The sequence below is a fragment of the Bacillus sp. SJS genome (genome assembly GCF_000732485.2).
In the GTDB taxonomy this organism is placed as follows: domain Bacteria; phylum Bacillota; class Bacilli; order Bacillales; family Bacillaceae; genus Metabacillus_B; species Metabacillus_B sediminis.
This window is the reverse complement of record NZ_JAQV02000031.1, coordinates 165,844-183,826: the sequence shown is the minus strand read 5'-3', so window position 1 is coordinate 183,826 and position 17,983 is coordinate 165,844. Positions and strand designations below refer to the sequence as shown.

Here is a 17,983-nt window from a genome sequence, read left to right as displayed (position 1 = left end):
AAAACGATTTCCAAACACGATATACCAAAAAAACGAATAAGTGTTCGACTTTTTTCTTGGCAAATGATATAAAAAGAGATATAGTAATGATAGGTTAAAGATTAGAGGAGGAACGTTACATGAATGATCGTCAAGCCGCCCTTGATATGGCGCTTAAACAGATAGAAAAACAGTTTGGTAAAGGTTCCATTATGAAGCTTGGAGAGCAGACGGACCGTAAAGTTTCCACTGTGCCGAGCGGATCGCTCGCACTGGATGTTGCACTGGGAATAGGCGGATATCCGCGCGGCCGTATTATTGAAACATACGGGCCAGAGAGCTCTGGTAAAACCACGGTAGCTCTGCATGCAATCGCTGAAGTTCAGCGTCAGGGAGGACAAGCTGCATTTATTGATGCTGAGCATGCTCTTGATCCCGTTTACGCGCAAAAGCTTGGCGTAAACATAGACGAACTTCTTCTATCGCAGCCAGATACCGGCGAACAGGCTCTTGAAATCGCAGAAGCGCTTGTGCGAAGCGGTGCAGTAGACATTCTGGTCATTGACTCAGTTGCTGCCCTTGTGCCAAAGGCGGAGATTGAAGGGGAAATGGGAGACTCCCATGTAGGTCTTCAAGCGCGTCTAATGTCACAGGCTCTAAGAAAGCTGTCCGGCGCAATCAGCAAATCCAAGACAATTGCCATCTTTATTAACCAAATCCGTGAAAAAGTTGGCGTTATGTTCGGAAATCCTGAAACAACTCCCGGGGGACGCGCGTTAAAATTCTATTCTTCCGTCCGTCTGGAAGTCCGCCGTGCTGAGCAGCTTAAGCAAGGCAATGACGTAATGGGAAATAAAACAAAAATCAAAGTTGTAAAAAATAAAGTGGCTCCACCGTTCAGAACGGCAGAGGTAGACATTATGTATGGCTTGGGGATTTCCAGAGAAGGGGAAATTATCGATATGGGAACGGACCTTGATATCGTTCAGAAGAGCGGATCCTGGTATTCCTATAATGAAGAGCGTCTTGGCCAGGGCCGTGAAAATGCTAAAATCTTTTTGAAAGAAAATCCAAACATCGCTTCTGTCATCCATCAGCAAATTAGAGATCACTACAATCTCGATGCAACAGCAGAAGCTCCTCCTGAAGAGGAAGAGGAACTGTTTGAACTGGAAGATTAAGTAAGATTCAATGCAAAAGCAGCGGAAAGAGGGATGTTCTCCCTCTTTTTTTCTGTTTTCAGAAATGAAAATCAGACAATCCGGCAGGAAGCGGGCAAAAAGGGCAGGATGACTGGCTTGACAAGTATTTTTCACAACTATACAATGAAATTGTGTATTTTGTTTTATTTTTAGTATTTTTTAACAAAGACCTTGATGGTTTTGGCTAAAGCAACCATTTGGCTTGCCTTTAGCTGCTAACTAAAATCATCCTAAAGAAAACTTGTGCAGTATATTGAGACCTAATGAAACAATGTACGTGCCGACACATTATTCGAGCAAGAAATGTTCATAGCAAGAGGAGGTGAGATAATGGACGCAACACTAATCATCTCCATTTTGCTTGGCCTTATCGTAGGTGTAGTTGTTGGCTATTTTGTTCGCAAATCGATTGCCGAAGCGAAAATTGCCGGGGCAAAGAGTGCCGCCGAGCAGATTCTTGAAGATGGAAAACGCGAAGCTGAAGCAGCTAAGAAAGAAGCGATGCTTGAAGCAAAAGATGAAATTCACAAGCTTCGTACAGATGCCGAACAAGAAATTCGTGATCGTCGAAACGAGCTACAAAAACAAGAAAACCGGTTATTGCAAAAAGAGGAAAACCTTGACAGAAAAGATGATTCTCTTGATAAAAGAGAAGCTGTTCTGGATCGCAAGGAAAACTCTCTGGCTGAAAGACAACAACATATTGAAGAGACGGAAAGCAAAGTGGATGAGATGGTTCGCAGGCAGCAAACAGAGCTTGAACGTGTATCAGGCTTAACAAGGGAATCCGCCAGACAAATCATTCTTGACAAGCTTGAAAACGAGCTTTCCCATGATCTCGCTGTTCTTATTAAAGAGAGTGAGACACGTGCGAAGGAAGAAGCAGACAAACGGGCAAAAGAGATTCTCTCTCTTGCACTGCAGCGCTGTGCTGCCGATCATGTGGCAGAAACAACTGTATCAGTTGTAAACCTTCCGAATGATGAAATGAAGGGCCGTATTATTGGCCGTGAAGGACGTAACATCCGTACGCTTGAGACCCTGACAGGAATTGATTTAATTATCGATGATACTCCTGAAGCAGTAATTCTCTCCGGTTTCGATCCAATCCGCAGGGAGACGGCGAGAATCGCCTTGGACAAGCTTGTTCAGGACGGACGTATCCACCCGGCACGGATTGAGGAAATGGTTGAGAAATCCCGCCGCGAGGTTGATGAGTACATCCGCGAAGTCGGTGAACAAACAACCTTTGAAGTTGGAGTTCATGGATTGCATCCTGACCTGATCAAAATTCTGGGCCGTTTGAAGTTCAGAACAAGCTATGGTCAAAATGTACTGAAGCACTCAATGGAGGTAGCACATCTATCCGGTCTGATGGCTGCCGAGCTTGGAGAAGACATCACGCTTGCTAAGCGAGCAGGACTTCTTCATGATATCGGTAAAGCAATTGACCATGAGGTAGAGGGAAGCCACGTTGAAATTGGAGTGGAGCTCGCTGGAAAATACAAGGAGCATCCTGTTGTTATCAACAGTATTGCATCCCACCATGGTGACCAGGAACCAACTTCAATTATTGCTGTGATTGTAGCAGCAGCCGATGCACTTTCTGCTGCAAGACCAGGTGCGCGCAGCGAAACACTTGAAAACTATATCCGCAGACTTGAGAAGCTTGAAGAGATCTCTGAATCGTATGAAGGTGTAGAGAAGTCCTTCGCTATCCAGGCAGGCCGTGAAGTCAGAATTATGGTGAAGCCGGATACGATTGATGATCTTCAAGCCCACAGACTGGCACGGGATATCCGCAAGAGGATCGAAGAAGAGCTTGATTATCCTGGACACATTAAAGTTACAGTGATCAGAGAAACGCGAGCCGTTGAATACGCAAAATAAAGTCTCAGTGTGCACAGTATCCTTGTTTTGGATGACTGCACATATGGGCAAAATAAAGCGGTGCATTGCGCCGCTTTATTTTTTTTCTTTTTGAAGAGAAATCATGAGCAGCAGATTCACTGCGTCCGGAGGAGGACGCTTTTATTCTTTATCTCTGTTCTACCATTCAATGCGTAAGTAAGCGGAAAGAGACAACCCGGAAAGCATAGATGGCATACCCCAAACATGAAAGGAATCGGTTTAATATGAATATTTTATTTATTGGAGATATCGTAGGTTCTCCCGGAAGAGAGATGCTTAAAACGTATCTTCCTCGCTTGAAGTCTACTTACAAGCCAGATGCCGTTATTGTAAATGGTGAAAATGCAGCGCACGGAAAAGGATTGACTGAAAAAAATTTCCATGAATTAATCCAGGCAGGAGCTAACGTAGTCACGATGGGTAACCATACATGGGATAAACGTGAAATTACGGATTACATAGATAAGACTCCGAACCTAATCAGACCCGCTAATTATCCTGAAGGTACACCTGGAAATGGCATGTTTTTTCAAAAAATGGGTAATAAAGAAATAGCCGTTATTAATCTGCAGGGCCGTACCTTTTTACCGGCTATTGATTGTCCGTTCAGAAAGGCTGACGAGCTGGTTGAACGGGCAAGAAAAAGAACTCCGTATATTTTCGTCGATTTCCACGCTGAAGCGACGAGTGAAAAGCAGGCAATGGGCTGGTATTTAGACGGAAGAGTTTCTGCAGTAGTGGGAACCCATACTCACGTTCAAACTGCTGATGAGCGCCTTCTTGCAAAAGGCACTGCCTATATATCAGATGTCGGCATGACAGGGCCGTATGATGGAATACTCGGTGTGGAACAGGAACCGGTTATCAGGAGATTTTTAACAAGTCTCCCAACGCGATTCGAGGTAGCAGAGGGCCGCACCCAGCTAAGCGGAGTTGTAGTTAAGCTTGACAGCAGAACTGGAATGGCTCAATCGATAAAAAGGATTGCGATTAATGACGATCACCCCTATTTTGATTGAATTTTTTGAAAAAACAGCTGTTTAGGCAGGAATAACGCTCCACACTAGTGAATATATGTAGTAATGGAATGATTAGCCATTTTTTGTTCAAAGTCTTAGGGGATGCGATTTGAACAAGATCCAACAACGGTTGTTCCAATGATCGCTCACGATCCTTGGTAATGAATAAGGGGGAAAACAGTAATGGAAATATTAAAAGTTTCAGCTAAGTCTAATCCTAATTCCGTAGCTGGAGCGCTTGCCGGAGTATTGCGTGAACGCGGAGGCGCTGAGATTCAAGCCATAGGAGCGGGAGCGCTTAATCAGGCGGTAAAAGCCGTAGCAATTGCCAGAGGTTTTGTAGCCCCGAGTGGAGTCGATTTAATTTGTATTCCGGCTTTTACAGATATTTTGATTGATGGCGAAGAACGGACTGCCATTAAATTAATTGTAGAACCGCGCTGATTGATAAAATAGAGGCTGACCGGCCCAGGATTCCCGCTTTTGCCCGTCTTTTTGCGGCAGCGGCAGGGACATGCCTGTGAATCGGGCAGCCTCTTATTTTTAGCATCCGGAGGAATGGCTGAATGAAAATTTTTGATGCGCATTGCGACATGCTGCTGAAGCTTTGGCTTGACCCTTCAATCAATCCTTGGGATGGCAGCGGACTTCATACAAATCTGAAAAAACTTACCGAAATCCACGCAAAAATTCAATGTCTTGCTATCTATATACCTCCGACTCTGCCCGCTGATCAGCAGTTTGGGGCAGCATTGGCTCAAATCCGCATTCTGAACGAATTGATTTTAAAGCCATATCCGCAATTTAAGCTTTTAACTTCAAAGGAGCAAATAGACAACCTTAAAAACGCTGAAATTGGCATCATCCTCTCATTGGAGGGCTGCGACTGTATTGGAAATCAGCTGGACCGGGTTTCCTTGCTGCAGGAGCATGGGGTCAGAATTTATAATCTAACCTGGAATTATGCTAACCTTTTTGCCGACGGGGCTCTTGAAAAGCGAGACGCCGGGCTAAGCCTGCTCGGAAAATCACTCGTTAACTCCTTAAATAAGCAAAAAGCGTGGATTGATGTTTCTCATTTGGGTGAACGAAGCTTTTGGGACGTTTTGGAAGCAGGGGAGCATGTCGCCGCGACCCATTCGAATGCGTATTCACTGCGGCCTCATCCGAGAAATTTGCGGGACAGCCAGATCATGGCACTCATCAAGCGGGATGCTCCAATTGGAATTACCTTCGTTCCGGATTTTATAGGTGAAAATCCAAGCATCAGCCTGCTGTTGCATCATTTGGAACACATTTGCTCTTTAGGCGGGGAGAAGAACGCTGGACTGGGATCAGACTTTGATGGAATAAGTGATACCGTTCCAGGCCTTAGCGGATATGAGCAGTATGACAACCTGCTGAATGAAATATACAAGCGATATCCCGCTAATGTGGCGAGAGGAATTGCTTTTCATAACTTTGCGAGCAGAATTCCTTTTTAAATATTCTAAAAAATTAAAAAACTTATTGTAATATGATGCCAGTCAGTCTAAAATGGAAAGCGTTTACTACATATTTACAAATTGAGGAGAAGCTTATTAAAGGGGTGCACGGGAAATGATGAAGCAGCTTTCATGGAAAGTAGGCGGACAGCAGGGGGAAGGAATTGAATCAACAGGTGAGGTTTTTTCCATTGCATTGAATCGGCTCGGCTATTATCTATATGGCTACCGGCATTTTTCATCACGCATAAAAGGCGGCCACACGAACAATAAAATAAGGGTCAGCACAACTCAGGTACGGGCGATTTCAGACGAGCTCGATATATTGGTAGCTTTTGATCAGGAAACAATTGATGTGAATTTCAGTGAGCTAAGAAAAGGCGGCATCGTATTAGCTGATACTAAATTCAGTCCGGTAATCCCAGATGAGGATTCCGTTACCCTTTATGCAATTCCTTTTACGGAACTTGCGGCTGAACTCGGCACATCATTGATGAAAAATATGGTCGCCATTGGAGCAACGAGCACCATCCTTGATTTAAGTCCGGATGACTTTTATGAAGTGGTGGAGGAAACGTATGGGCGCAAAGGCCAGAAAATCGTTGAAATGAATATGAACGCCATTCAAAAAGGAGCTTCCTTCTTAAAGCAGGAACTGCAGTATAATCGTACCGATCTTTATCTTGAAAAGACAGACCGGAAAAAAAGGATGTTTATGATTGGCAACGATGCGATTGCCCTTGGTGCTCTTGCCGGCGGAGCTCGTTTTATGGCTGCTTATCCCATTACGCCTGCATCCGAAATCATGGAGTATTTAATAAAAAAGCTCCCCGCATACGGCGGAGCAGTCATCCAGACAGAAGATGAGATTGCTGCCTGTACGATGTCAATTGGGGCAAATTATGCAGGCGCGCGTACGTTTACAGCTTCAGCTGGTCCAGGGTTATCTCTGATGATGGAAGCCATCGGATTATCGGGGATTACAGAAACCCCGTTAGTGATTGTGGATACGCAAAGAGGAGGACCAAGTACCGGACTTCCTACAAAGCAGGAGCAGTCTGATTTAATGGCGATGATTTATGGAACACACGGGGAGATTCCAAAAATCGTTATGGCGCCAAGTACGGTACAGGAAGCTTTTTACGATACAGTAGAAGCATTTAATTTGGCCGAAGAATATCAGTGTCCAGTCATCATCCTGTCCGATCTGCAGCTCTCACTCGGCAAACAGTCCGTTGAGCCTCTTGAATTTGAGCAGGTTCAAATAAGAAGGGGTGCCCTTGCAAATGAAAGCAGTATTCCTGAAGGTGATGGAAAAGGCTACTTTAAAAGATATGAAGTTACAGAGTCCGGTATTTCACCAAGAGTCCTGCCAGGCATGAAGAATGCTCTGCACCACGTTACAGGTGTTGAACACGATGAAACGGGAAAACCATCGGAAGTGGCATCTAACAGGCAGGTCCAAATGGATAAACGCCTTCGTAAAATGGAAGGCCTGCTTTTCCCAAACCCTATTCATAAACAGATCAAGCATGCCGAGGCGGATGTTCTGCTAGTAGGCTTTAATTCGACAAGGGGAGTCATCGAGGAAGTGATGGAGCGCTTTGAAGAGGAAGGCATCCGCGCCAATCACGCACATATACGCCTGATTCATCCTTTCCCTGCCAATGAGCTTCGTTCTTTAACTGCATCTGCAAAAAAAGTACTGGTCATCGAAAACAATGCGACCGGCCAGCTTGCCAATATTATTAAAATGAACACGGGCTGCGCTGATAAATTGGCGTCTGTCTTAAAATACGACGGCAATCCATTTCTTCCCAATGAAGTGTATTTCAAATGCAAGGAGCTGATCTAATGGCAACCTTTAAGGATTTTCGAAATGATGTAAAACCAAACTGGTGCCCGGGCTGCGGAGATTTTTCTGTACAGGCTGCTATACAGAGGGCGGCAGCTAATACCGGCCTTGAGCCGGATCAGCTGGCAGTTGTATCGGGAATTGGATGTTCTGGGCGAATTTCCGGTTATATCAATTCGTTTGGTTTTCATGGAATCCATGGGCGTTCCCTTCCAATTGCCCAGGGGGTCAAAATGGCGAACCGCAATTTGACTGTTATTGCTTCCGGAGGAGACGGAGATGGTTTTGCCATCGGGATGGGACATACCATTCATGCCATTCGCAGAAACATCGATATTACCTATATTGTGATGGATAATCAGATTTACGGTCTGACAAAGGGACAGACCTCTCCCCGAAGCGAAGCTGGCTTCGTTACGAAAAGCACTCCCCAGGGATCCGTTGAATCGGCGCTCTCTGTAATAGAGCTTGCTCTTACGGCCGGGGCAACATTCGTAGCACAGAGTTTTTCAACTGATTTGAAAGACTTAACCGCGCTGATTGAACAGGGAATACAGCATAAAGGATTCTCATTCATTAATGTGTTCAGCCCATGTGTCACCTACAATAAAGTGAACACGTATGATTGGTTTAAAGAAAACTTAACAAAATTGAACACAATCGAAAATTATGATCCTTCAAATCGAATTTCTGCCATGCAGACGGTTATGGAGTACAACGGTCTCGTTACCGGGCTGATTTATCAGGATAAGAACAAAGCCTCTTACCAGGAGATGATTCACGGTTACAGTAAGCAGCCGCTCTCCAAAGCTGATTTAGAAATAAGCGAGGCTCAATTTGAGCAGCTGACTGCTGAATTTATGTGAACGCGTCTTTTTAGGCGCTATTTTTTTTGAACACTATGTTTACCTCTAATGTTGATATTAGACCATTTTAGACCAATTGATTGTTGCATTTAACGAAGACATAAATGAACACAAACTAATTTGATGAAGAGGTGTTTTGAAAATGGCATTAACGTCCGCATTCACCAGTTTCAACCTGCCTGTAAAAAACGTAGAACAATCGAAAACGTTCTTCACCGGACTCGGATTCGAGCTCAACCCGCAATTCCCTGAGAACGAGAATTCGGTAGCCATCGTGATCGGCGACAACCAGCAGGTCATGCTGATCAATCAAGCATTCTTTAATACGCTCACTGAGAAGGAATCCGTCGATACGAGCAAGTTTGCGCAGATGACGATCGCATTGGCCTTCGAGAGCCGGGAAAAGGTCGATGAAATTGTGAATACCGCGGTCTCCTTGGGCGGGAAATTACACGCTGATCCTGAAGATCATGGGTTCATGTATCATTGGGGCTTCGTGGACTTGGACGGCCATCTGTGGGCCATTAACTATATGAACATGGATGCGGCACAAGGCTAAGGCTAACGGAGAGCAAGGTCGCACTATTATTCAAAAAGAAAGACGCCGGGCATCTTCTTCGGCGTCTTCTTCGCTATGAAGAGTCTTATTCGGTGCAGGCTTTGAAATGGCGGAATTGGAGCTTTCGGCGTAGGACGTTCAAATGACCTGCGTCTCATTCAATGGATCGACGAAAGCAATATTCACTCTTCTTCCGTCTTCCATGGTGTAGCCGGTCGCCTCATGCCGATTCACGTCATCGTGGTCTCCGCTACAATCAAAGTCCATGCTGCAATGGCGTCAGGCAGGGTCGAACAGGTGCGGAGTTTGGATTCAGGTTGGAGGCAATTCGATAGAATCAATTTTTGAACGAGGAGTCATTCAAAGCATCAGTGAGCCTCATCCATTTTTTTCAATCCATAGGTGAATCATCTCCGAACTATGATTGCATCTCTACTAAAAGAGGAATCGTTCGCGTTTTTCAAATATCAACAGTTTAATTTAAAAATAGTCTTTTTGAAAAGAAAAAAAATATCGAAAATTTTATTAGGTGTGTTCATGTGTCCGTATGGAGTGGACTGACATCTTTACTTTCTCTTCGCTGTAATGATAGAATTTCATTGTAGTTACAGTTTCATTGAACGGGAGAGTGTTCACCATGAATGGAAAAATGAAAGCGCTTATTAAACACCATGAAGGCTATGGAGCACAGCTGCAAATGGTGGATATTCCAGCAATAAAAGAAAACGAAGTTCTGATAAAAGTAAAAGCGACTTCAATCTGCGGAACCGATGTTCACATTTATACATGGGATCAGTGGTCGCAAAGCCGGGTAAAACCGCCTTATGTTTTTGGCCATGAATTTTCCGGAGAAGTTGTTGAGGTGGGAAGCAAAGTGACGAGTGTGGTTCTTGGTGACCACGTATCTGCTGAAACGCATTTAGTATGCGGCCAATGTCCGCAGTGCTTAACTGGAAATGCTCACATATGCAAAGAAACAAAGATTATCGGAGTGGATACGAATGGCTGTTTCGCAGAATACGTGGCCCTTCCAGCCTCCAATCTTTGGAAAAACCCGAAGGACATGCCTTGGGATGTCGCATCCATCCAGGAGCCGATGGGCAATGCGGTCCACACTGTTCTTTCTGGCGATGTAGCTGGCAAAACCGTTGCCATTATCGGATGCGGACCAATTGGCATTATGGCAGCAGGCGTTGCAAAAGCTGCTGGAGCATCACAGGTCATTGCGTTAGATCTAAACAACTACCGTCTCGAGCTCGCTGCTGCAATGGGAGCGACGACTGCCATTAATTCAGGGGAAACCGATCCTTTGCAAAAAATTCTTGAGCTGACGAACGGCAATGGAGTGGATGTGGTCTGCGAAATGTCGGGTCATCCTGTTGCGATGGATCAAGGCTTTAAAATGGTTACGAACGGAGGACGCGTTTCCATCTTAAGTTTGCCTGTACAGCCTGTGCAGATTGATGTAACGAATGATATTGTATTTAAGGGAATAACGGTCAAAGGTATCACAGGACGTAAAATGTACGAAACATGGCAGCAGGTTTCAAGCCTGCTGAAATCCGGGCAGGTAAATGTGGAGCCGATGATTACTCATCATCTGAAGCTTGAGGAATTTGAAGAAGGCTTTGAACTGATGATCCAGGGGAAATGCGGGAAAGTCGTATTGCATCCATAATTTTATAGGAGGGTTTTTAATGAAAGGTTTTGAATATTTGCAAGCAGAACTTGATCAAATGAAAGAACAGGGAACATTCCGTAAACTCATTCCGCTCCAATCGGAGCAGGGCTCAAAAGTAGTTATTGACGGCAGGGAAGTGATTCAGCTTTCATCCAACAACTACCTTGGTCTTACCTCCCATCCAAGGCTTCGTAAAGCAGCCATTGAAGCCACTGAAAAATACGGGGCTGGCACAGGCTCCGTCCGGACCATTGCCGGTACGTTTTCCATGCATGAAGAGCTGGAGAGAAAACTTGCAGCATTTAAGCATACAGAAGCCTCACTTGTTTTCCAATCCGGGTTTACGACGAACCAAGGTGTGCTGTCATCCATCCTAACAGGTGAAGATGTTGTCATTTCGGACGCTTTAAACCACGCATCCATTATAGACGGAATCCGCCTGACAAAAGCAGCCCGCAAAGTATACAAGCATGTCGATATGGAGGATCTTGAGCGTGCACTGAGAGAATCTGAGGATTACCGTGTCCGTCTCATTGTAACGGACGGTGTATTCTCGATGGACGGCAATATTGCTCCGCTTCCTCAAATCGTTGAACTCGCAGAAAAATATGATGCACTGATCATGGTTGATGACGCACATGCTTCAGGTGTTCTTGGAGAGAATGGGAGAGGAACCGTTAACCATTTTGGACTGGATGGCCGCGTTCACATTCAGGTTGGAACATTAAGTAAAGCGATCGGAGTGCTTGGAGGCTATGTAGCCAGTACGCAAACACTGATTGACTACCTCATCCATAAAGGCCGTCCGTTTTTATTCAGTACATCGCATCCCCCTGCTGTGACAGCAGCCTGCATCGAAGCGATCAATGTGCTTCTAGAAGAACCGGAACTCATTGAAAAGCTTTGGGATAATACAACGTTCTTTAAAGATGGATTAACGAAACTCGGCTTTGACACAGGCAAAAGCGAAACACCGGTTACTCCTGTAATTGTTGGAGACGAAAAGAAATGTCATCAGTTTTCTGATAAGCTGCTTGAATACGGTGTATTTGCACAAGGTATCGCCTTTCCGACCGTTTCAAAAGGCCAAGCCCGCGTAAGGACAATCGTAACGGCTCAGCATTCAAGGGAAGAGCTTCAGGAAGCTTTGAATCTCTTTGAAAAAGCGGCAAAAGAATTGAACATTCTTTAAGCGGGAGAGGGGAGCGATCCTCTCTTTTTTTTCTGTATTTAAAGCGGCTTCTATTGTATGCACACCAGTTAGAAGTTATACTTTAGTATTGATAACTTGTTTTTAATGTAATCAGTCGTTGGCTGATACAACAGATAAAAGCGGCATTTGAAAGGAGCACTCTCCATGAATGAAAAACAGCGTGATGAAAATAACCAGGTTACGCCTGAAACGAACAAAACTGAAAAAGACTACAGCAAATATTTTCAAGCGGTCTATATGCCACCTTCCTTAAAGGATGCAAAAAAACGGGGCAAAGAAGACATTCAATATAAAAATGATTTTTCGATCTCAGAGGAATTCAGAGGGATGGGAAGCGGAAAGAAATTTTATATCCGTACATACGGCTGCCAAATGAATGAACATGATACAGAAGTGATGGCGGGTATTTTTACTGCACTCGGATATGAAGCGACAAATTCCACTGAGGATGCGGATGTTATTCTCTTGAATACTTGCGCTATCCGTGAAAATGCTGAAAATAAAGTGTTCGGTGAAATCGGTCATCTAAAACCATTAAAACTTAACAAGCCTGGTCTGCTCGTTGGAGTATGCGGATGCATGTCCCAAGAGGAGTCCGTTGTTAATAAAATACTGCAAAAGCATCCTCATATCGATATGATCTTTGGAACGCATAACATCCACCGCCTTCCTCACATCCTGAAGGAAGCGTATATGTCCAAAGAAATGGTCATTGAGGTTTGGTCTAAAGAAGGAGATGTAATTGAAAACCTTCCGCGAGTCAGGAAAGGTGCCATTAAGGGATGGGTGAACATTATGTACGGCTGTGATAAGTTTTGCACGTACTGTATCGTTCCCTATACGCGCGGAAAAGAACGAAGCCGCCGTCCTGAGGAAATTATCCAGGAAGTTCGCCAGCTTGCAGCACAGGGTTATAAAGAAATTACACTCCTTGGACAGAATGTCAATGCATATGGCAAAGACTTTTCGGACCTGGATTACGGGCTGGGAGATTTAATGAATGAACTTCATAAAATCGATATCCCAAGAATCCGCTTTACAACAAGCCATCCGCGTGACTTTGATGACAGGCTGATTGAAGTTCTTGCAAAAGGCGGAAATCTTCTCGATCATATTCATTTGCCGATCCAGTCAGGAAGCTCAGATGTGCTGAAGCTCATGGCCCGCAAATACTCTCGCGAACATTATATCGAGCTTGTGAAAAAGATAAAAACAGCGATGCCAAATGCAACTTTAACAACAGACATCATTGTCGGTTTTCCAAATGAAACTGAGGAACAATTTGAAGAAACGCTGTCCATCTATAGAGAAATCCAGTTTGATGCGGCCTACACCTATATTTATTCTCCGCGCGAAGGCACACCTGCTGCCAAGATGCAGGATAATGTCCCGATGCGTGTGAAAAAAGACCGTCTTCAGCGTCTGAATAGCCTAGTAAATGAAATTTCTGCCAAGAAAATGCAGGAATATGAAGGGCATGTTGTCGAAGTATTAGTTGAGGGGGAAAGCAAAAATAACCCTGATGTATTAGCCGGCTACACAGAAAAAAGCAAGCTCGTCAACTTCCGGGGACCTAGAGAAATTATTGGCCAAATCGTAAAAGTAAAAGTTACGAAAGCCAAAACATGGTCGCTGGACGGTGAGATGGCAGAAGAAGCTATAGAGGTGAACGGAAGATGACACGTTATTCAAAGGATGATATTGTATCCCGGGCAAAGGAACTTGCACAAATGATTTCCGAAACAGAGGAAGTCGATTTTTTCAAAAGAGCCGAGGCACAGCTTAATGAAAACGAAAAAGTGCGCAGTATGATCGCAAGCATAAAAAGCCTGCAAAAACAGGCTGTCAATTTCCAGCATTACGGAAAAACTGAAGCATTAAAGCAAATAGAAGACAAGATTGACAGCATCCAGGAAGAACTGGATCAGCTGCCAATCATCCAGGAATTCCAGGATTCACAAATTGAAGTGAACGATTTACTTCAGCTTGTGGCAAATACGATTTCTAATCAGGTAACGGATAAAATCATTGAAAGCACAGACGGCGACTTGCTAACCGGCGAAACGGGATCCAAGCTGAAAAACAGTCCGGGTGGAAGCTGCTGAATGGAATAATGATGAGGAGACTGCCGTGAGAACCGGCAGTCTTTTTTTTATCTATTTATTTTTCCTTTTTGAATGGTAACAATCAAAATCTCATAAAGAACAATTCAGGTAAAGGTGCATAGGATACAAAAGAGGTTAAATGGGCTTCGCAGAGTGTTTGTGAGGGGTGACTTGGTATAATTGTGAAGTAAACAGGCAGAGTTGCTGACTAGCTGAGGGCAATTGCTGACAAATTGAGGATAATTGCTGACTAATTAAGGATAATTGCTGACTTGATCCGTCTAATATTTTCATCCATCTAATGCGTCATTCGCCGGTTATGGTGCACCTCCTAATTATAGTCCCCCTATACACCTCCACCATCTCTCAGTCCTAAACAAGCGCCCTCCGCTTTTCAGGCCCATACATAACTATGTTCTCTGCACTCCGTTTCTCTATCCAGCTCCAGCGGCTAGCTGTTCGGCCGCTTCACTGGCCCAGTCAAAGTCAAAGGGCGACTTTGTCAGTTCCAGCTCCACCGTCTCTCACAGAGGCCTGCACGATGCAGGTCAGTTCTGCGTTGCGGCAGGAGGCCGCGTCTTTAGCAGAACCTCCTTACTAGTTGCTGCTTCCGCTTTTAAAAAAAAGGCACATTTTTTTGGGCTCATGCATACATATGAAATAGGAACGTCATGGACTAAGCAGACCCTTGTCTGCGGGTTCGTGTAAATTAAAGCAATATCAATATTAGCCCAGCATACGATGGAACGAATATTGATTGAGGAGGGTATGCTTGAATGTCTGAATTCAGAGAAATTATCACAAAAGCGGTTGTTGCGAAAGGACGAAAGTTCACACAATGCACGCACACGATCTCCCCGTCTCAAAGACCTACAAGTATTTTGGGCGGCTGGATTATCAACCATAAATATGAACCCCATAAAGTTGGTAAAACAGTCGAGGTTGAAGGTACTTATGACATTAACGTTTGGTATTCATACGATGATAACACCAAGACAGAAGTTGTGACTGAGCGGGTCAGATATGTGGACGTTGTAAAACTAAAATACAGAGATAACCATTTTATTGATGATGAGCATGAAGTATGTGCAAAGGTTCTTCAGCAGCCGAACTGCCTGGAAGTAACCATCTCTCCAAATGGCAATAAGATTATTGTTCAGGCTGAACGGGAAGTGCTGGCTGAAGTAATCGGTGAGACGAAGGTATGTGTGGCTGTTCATCCTGACGGCTGCGAGGATGATGAGTGGGAAGAGGATTTAGAGGATGAATTTGAAGATTTGAATCCGGAGTTTTTAGCTGGAGAAGCAGAAGAGTAAAAGACTAGGAGGGTGTCCTTCCTAGTTTTTTTGTTGGTAAGGATAGTTTTAGCTGAGTGAATCTTCGTCCATCTCCAGCGCTTTTGTTCTGATCCTTTTTAACAGTTCTTATCCATGTATTGGGGGTGGCTCAGTGTGTTATAATTAAGATTGTTTTTGATTAGGATTAGGCAATGGGGGATTTAGATGGCTACTTACACGCCAATGATGCAGCAATATTTAACAATTAAGGCAGATTACGAGGATGCCTTTTTATTTTTTAGATTAGGTGATTTTTACGAAATGTTTTTTGAGGATGCCATTCGTGCTTCTCAGGAGCTTGAAATAACATTAACGAGCAGGGACGGCGGGAGCAGTGACAGAATTCCAATGTGCGGTGTTCCCCATCACTCTGCTCCGAATTACATAGAACAGCTGATTGCTAAAGGCTATAAAGTGGCAATATGCGAGCAAACGGAAGACCCTAAACAGGCAAAAGGTGTCGTCCGGAGAGAAGTTGTACAGCTGATCACACCCGGGACGGTTATGGACGGCAAAGGCGTTTCAGAGAAAGAGAACAATTTCCTTGTTAGTCTGACGGAGCTCGAGGATGGCTTTGGATTTGCAGTAACCGATTTAACGACTGGTGAAAACAGTGTAACGATGGCGAGCCGGTTTGATGAGGCGCTTAATGAAATGTATTCGCTTGGAGCTAAGGAGGCTGTGATTGAAAGCACTCTGCCTGAGCAGTATATAAAGTTGATGAAAGACCGGTGCAATGTGGCTGTATCCGTTGAAACAAATGATTCGCCGGCACAGATTCCAGGAGATCTTTTCGCCCGGATTCACGATCTCAACCTGCAGAGGTCCTTCGCGAGGCTTTATCATTATATTATCCGGACTCAAAAGAGGAGCCTGGATCATTTACAGGCTGTCCGTCAATATGAGCTGAAGAATTTCCTTAAAATGGATTTATATTCCAAGAGGAATCTTGAGCTGACGGAGACGATCCGCAGCAGCGGTAGAAAAGGTTCATTGCTGTGGCTTCTGGATGAAACGAAAACGGCCATGGGCGGGCGTTTGCTGAAGCAATGGATTGACAGACCGCTTATTGACAGGCAAAAGATTGAAGAGCGGCATGAAATGGTTCAGGTTCTTTTGGAAAGGTTTTTTGAGCGTGAAGATATTAGAGAAGGCTTGAAGGAAGTATACGATTTAGAACGTCTGGCCGGAAGAGTAGCTTTCGGGAATGTAAATGCAAGAGACATGATTCAGCTGAAAAAATCGCTGCAGCAAGTTCCGATGCTTGCAGCTCTCGTTCAATCCCTGGACCATTCATATTCCAATAAACTGGCAGAACGCATTGATCCTTGTGATGAGCTAAAGGACCTGCTGGAGCAGGCTCTTGTTGAGCAGCCGCCAGTCTCTGTTAAAGAGGGGAACATGATGAAAGAAGGATTCAGCGCACAGCTCGATCAGTACCGTGATGCAAGTAAAAACGGGAAAACCTGGATTGCCGAGCTGGAAGCGAGTGAAAGAGAAAGAACAGGGATTCGTTCTTTGAAAGTGGGATTCAACCGGGTATTTGGCTATTATATCGAGATTACGAGAGCCAATCTGCAGCATTTGCCTGAAGGTCTATACGAACGCAAGCAGACGCTGACCAATGCAGAACGGTTTATTACTCCGGATTTAAAAGAAAAAGAGGCACTCATTTTAGAAGCGGAAGAAAACATGGCAGAGCTTGAATACCAGCTTTTTAATGAGCTTAGGGAACAGGTGCGAACGTTTATTCCGAGATTGCAGACACTCGCTAAATGCATGAGCGAACTGGATGTTCTGCAATGCTTTGCAACGGTCAGTGATAAACGCCGCTATATTAAGCCTTCTTTTTCTGATGACAGGCTTGAAGTGACAGGGGGCCGTCATCCGGTTGTTGAGAAGGTTTTGCAGTCTCAGGAATATGTGCCCAACGATTGCCGGATGGGTGATGCCAGCGGCAGAAGCATGCTGCTGATTACCGGTCCCAATATGTCCGGTAAGAGCACCTACATGAGGCAGGTAGCATTAACGGCAATTCTTGCCCAGATTGGGTGTTTCGTTCCAGCAGAAAAAGCGGTGCTGCCGATTTTTGACCAGATTTTCACAAGAATCGGGGCAGCAGATGATCTGATCTCAGGTCAAAGTACATTTATGGTAGAAATGCTGGAAGCGAGAAACGCGATTGTGCATGCAACGAAAAACAGCCTTATTTTGTTTGATGAAATCGGCCGCGGTACATCGACATATGATGGAATGGCTCTTGCGCAGGCAATGATTGAATATATTCATGACAACATTGGAGCGAAGACGCTGTTTTCCACTCATTATCATGAGCTAACGGTTTTAGATCAGCCTCTGAAATTGCTAGCCAATGTCCATGTCAGAGCAGTTGAGCGTAATGGCAAGGTTGTTTTCCTCCATAAGATTTCTGAAGGCGCAGCCGACCGGAGCTATGGAATTCATGTTGCTGAGCTTGCGGAACTGCCTCCTGATCTCATTAAAAGAGCTCAGCAGATTTTAGAAAAGCTCGAAAATCAGCCGAAGACTCAAGTGGAAACGAGGGAGCCTGAAAAGCAGTCTGCTGTTCAGGAAGAAGAGGCACAGCTGTCCTTTTTCACGTCTGACAAGCCTGTTAAAAAGCAGAAAAAAGAGGAAACGGCAGACAGGGTGCTTAGAGATGCCCTGCTCAATTTAAACATCCTGGAAATGACACCGCTCGAAGCGATGAATAAACTGTTTGAACTTCAAAAAAACGCAAGATAAAAAAGAAAG

14 protein-coding genes are annotated in these 17,983 nt (G+C 44.5%); all 14 read left to right on the top strand.

Features of this window, described 5'->3' with window-relative positions; translation table 11 throughout:
• The first annotated feature begins 119 nt into the window (after positions 1–119).
• The 14 genes from recA to mutS all read left to right on the top strand — a co-directional run bounded on the left by recA (position 120) and on the right by mutS (position 17,974).
• Entirely contained in the window at positions 120–1,160 is a 1,041-nt protein-coding gene (gene recA / locus AS29_RS18455) for a recombinase RecA (RefSeq protein WP_035411730.1), read from the top strand.
• Positions 1,161–1,511: 351 nt separating this feature from the next.
• The gene (gene rny / locus AS29_RS18450) at positions 1,512–3,071 is read left to right on the top strand and encodes a ribonuclease Y (RefSeq protein ID WP_035411728.1); all 1,560 of its coding nucleotides are present in this window, start codon (positions 1,512–1,514) and stop codon (positions 3,069–3,071) included.
• Between the two features lie 245 nt (positions 3,072–3,316).
• Positions 3,317–4,111: a TIGR00282 family metallophosphoesterase gene (locus AS29_RS18445; RefSeq protein WP_035411726.1), complete on the top strand. Its 795-nt coding sequence runs from the start codon at positions 3,317–3,319 to the stop codon at positions 4,109–4,111.
• 183 nt (positions 4,112–4,294) lie between these two features.
• The gene (gene spoVS, locus AS29_RS18440; protein WP_010193268.1) at positions 4,295–4,555 is read left to right on the top strand and encodes a stage V sporulation protein SpoVS; all 261 of its coding nucleotides are present in this window, start codon (positions 4,295–4,297) and stop codon (positions 4,553–4,555) included.
• Positions 4,556–4,677: 122 nt separating this feature from the next.
• Positions 4,678–5,595 (top strand): dipeptidase, encoded by a 918-nt coding sequence (locus AS29_RS18435; RefSeq protein WP_035411722.1) that lies wholly within the window; start codon positions 4,678–4,680, stop codon positions 5,593–5,595.
• 115 nt (positions 5,596–5,710) lie between these two features.
• Entirely contained in the window at positions 5,711–7,450 is a 1,740-nt protein-coding gene (locus AS29_RS18430; RefSeq protein WP_035411719.1) for a 2-oxoacid:acceptor oxidoreductase subunit alpha, read from the top strand.
• Positions 7,450–8,316, top strand: coding sequence for a 2-oxoacid:ferredoxin oxidoreductase subunit beta (locus AS29_RS18425; RefSeq protein WP_035411717.1), 867 nt, complete (start codon positions 7,450–7,452; stop codon positions 8,314–8,316). Before AS29_RS18430 ends, AS29_RS18425 begins: the two co-directional genes overlap by 1 nt.
• 142 nt (positions 8,317–8,458) lie before the next feature.
• Positions 8,459–8,875, top strand: a complete 417-nt coding sequence (locus tag AS29_RS18420) for a VOC family protein (protein ID WP_035411715.1) — start codon at positions 8,459–8,461, stop codon at positions 8,873–8,875.
• A 637-nt stretch (positions 8,876–9,512) separates the two neighbouring features.
• Positions 9,513–10,553: an L-threonine 3-dehydrogenase gene (tdh, locus tag AS29_RS18415; RefSeq protein WP_035411714.1), complete on the top strand. Its 1,041-nt coding sequence runs from the start codon at positions 9,513–9,515 to the stop codon at positions 10,551–10,553.
• A 19-nt stretch (positions 10,554–10,572) separates the two neighbouring features.
• A complete protein-coding gene (locus AS29_RS18410; protein WP_035411713.1) occupies positions 10,573–11,748 on the top strand; it encodes a glycine C-acetyltransferase in 1,176 nt (391 codons plus the stop codon).
• A 165-nt stretch (positions 11,749–11,913) separates the two neighbouring features.
• Positions 11,914–13,449, top strand: a complete 1,536-nt coding sequence (gene miaB, locus AS29_RS18405; RefSeq protein ID WP_035411712.1) for a tRNA (N6-isopentenyl adenosine(37)-C2)-methylthiotransferase MiaB — start codon at positions 11,914–11,916, stop codon at positions 13,447–13,449.
• On the top strand, positions 13,446–13,874 hold the full coding sequence (locus AS29_RS18400) for a RicAFT regulatory complex protein RicA family protein (RefSeq protein WP_035411711.1): 429 nt from the start codon (positions 13,446–13,448) through the stop codon (positions 13,872–13,874). Before miaB ends, AS29_RS18400 begins: the two co-directional genes overlap by 4 nt.
• 776 nt (positions 13,875–14,650) lie before the next feature.
• Positions 14,651–15,190, top strand: coding sequence for an outer spore coat protein CotE (locus AS29_RS18395; protein WP_035411710.1), 540 nt, complete (start codon positions 14,651–14,653; stop codon positions 15,188–15,190).
• Between the two features lie 186 nt (positions 15,191–15,376).
• Entirely contained in the window at positions 15,377–17,974 is a 2,598-nt protein-coding gene (gene mutS, locus AS29_RS18390) for a DNA mismatch repair protein MutS (RefSeq protein WP_035411709.1), read from the top strand.
• Positions 17,975–17,983 lie beyond the last annotated feature (9 nt).

What these genes read in the sequence shown, in the direction of transcription:
- tdh (WP_035411714.1), top strand. Translation starts at nt 9,513, where the DNA reads ATGAATGGAAAAATGAAAGCGCTTATTAAACACCATGAAGGCTATGGA.
- AS29_RS18420 (WP_035411715.1), top strand. Translation starts at nt 8,459, where the DNA reads ATGGCATTAACGTCCGCATTCACCAGTTTCAACCTGCCTGTAAAAAAC.
- AS29_RS18430 (WP_035411719.1), top strand. Translation starts at nt 5,711, where the DNA reads ATGATGAAGCAGCTTTCATGGAAAGTAGGCGGACAGCAGGGGGAAGGA.
- AS29_RS18425 (WP_035411717.1), top strand. Translation starts at nt 7,450, where the DNA reads ATGGCAACCTTTAAGGATTTTCGAAATGATGTAAAACCAAACTGGTGC.
- mutS (WP_035411709.1), top strand. Translation starts at nt 15,377, where the DNA reads ATGGCTACTTACACGCCAATGATGCAGCAATATTTAACAATTAAGGCA.
- spoVS (WP_010193268.1), top strand. Translation starts at nt 4,295, where the DNA reads ATGGAAATATTAAAAGTTTCAGCTAAGTCTAATCCTAATTCCGTAGCT.
- rny (WP_035411728.1), top strand. Translation starts at nt 1,512, where the DNA reads ATGGACGCAACACTAATCATCTCCATTTTGCTTGGCCTTATCGTAGGT.
- miaB (WP_035411712.1), top strand. Translation starts at nt 11,914, where the DNA reads ATGAATGAAAAACAGCGTGATGAAAATAACCAGGTTACGCCTGAAACG.
- AS29_RS18445 (WP_035411726.1), top strand. Translation starts at nt 3,317, where the DNA reads ATGAATATTTTATTTATTGGAGATATCGTAGGTTCTCCCGGAAGAGAG.
- AS29_RS18400 (WP_035411711.1), top strand. Translation starts at nt 13,446, where the DNA reads ATGACACGTTATTCAAAGGATGATATTGTATCCCGGGCAAAGGAACTT.
- AS29_RS18410 (WP_035411713.1), top strand. Translation starts at nt 10,573, where the DNA reads ATGAAAGGTTTTGAATATTTGCAAGCAGAACTTGATCAAATGAAAGAA.
- AS29_RS18395 (WP_035411710.1), top strand. Translation starts at nt 14,651, where the DNA reads ATGTCTGAATTCAGAGAAATTATCACAAAAGCGGTTGTTGCGAAAGGA.
- recA (WP_035411730.1), top strand. Translation starts at nt 120, where the DNA reads ATGAATGATCGTCAAGCCGCCCTTGATATGGCGCTTAAACAGATAGAA.
- AS29_RS18435 (WP_035411722.1), top strand. Translation starts at nt 4,678, where the DNA reads ATGAAAATTTTTGATGCGCATTGCGACATGCTGCTGAAGCTTTGGCTT.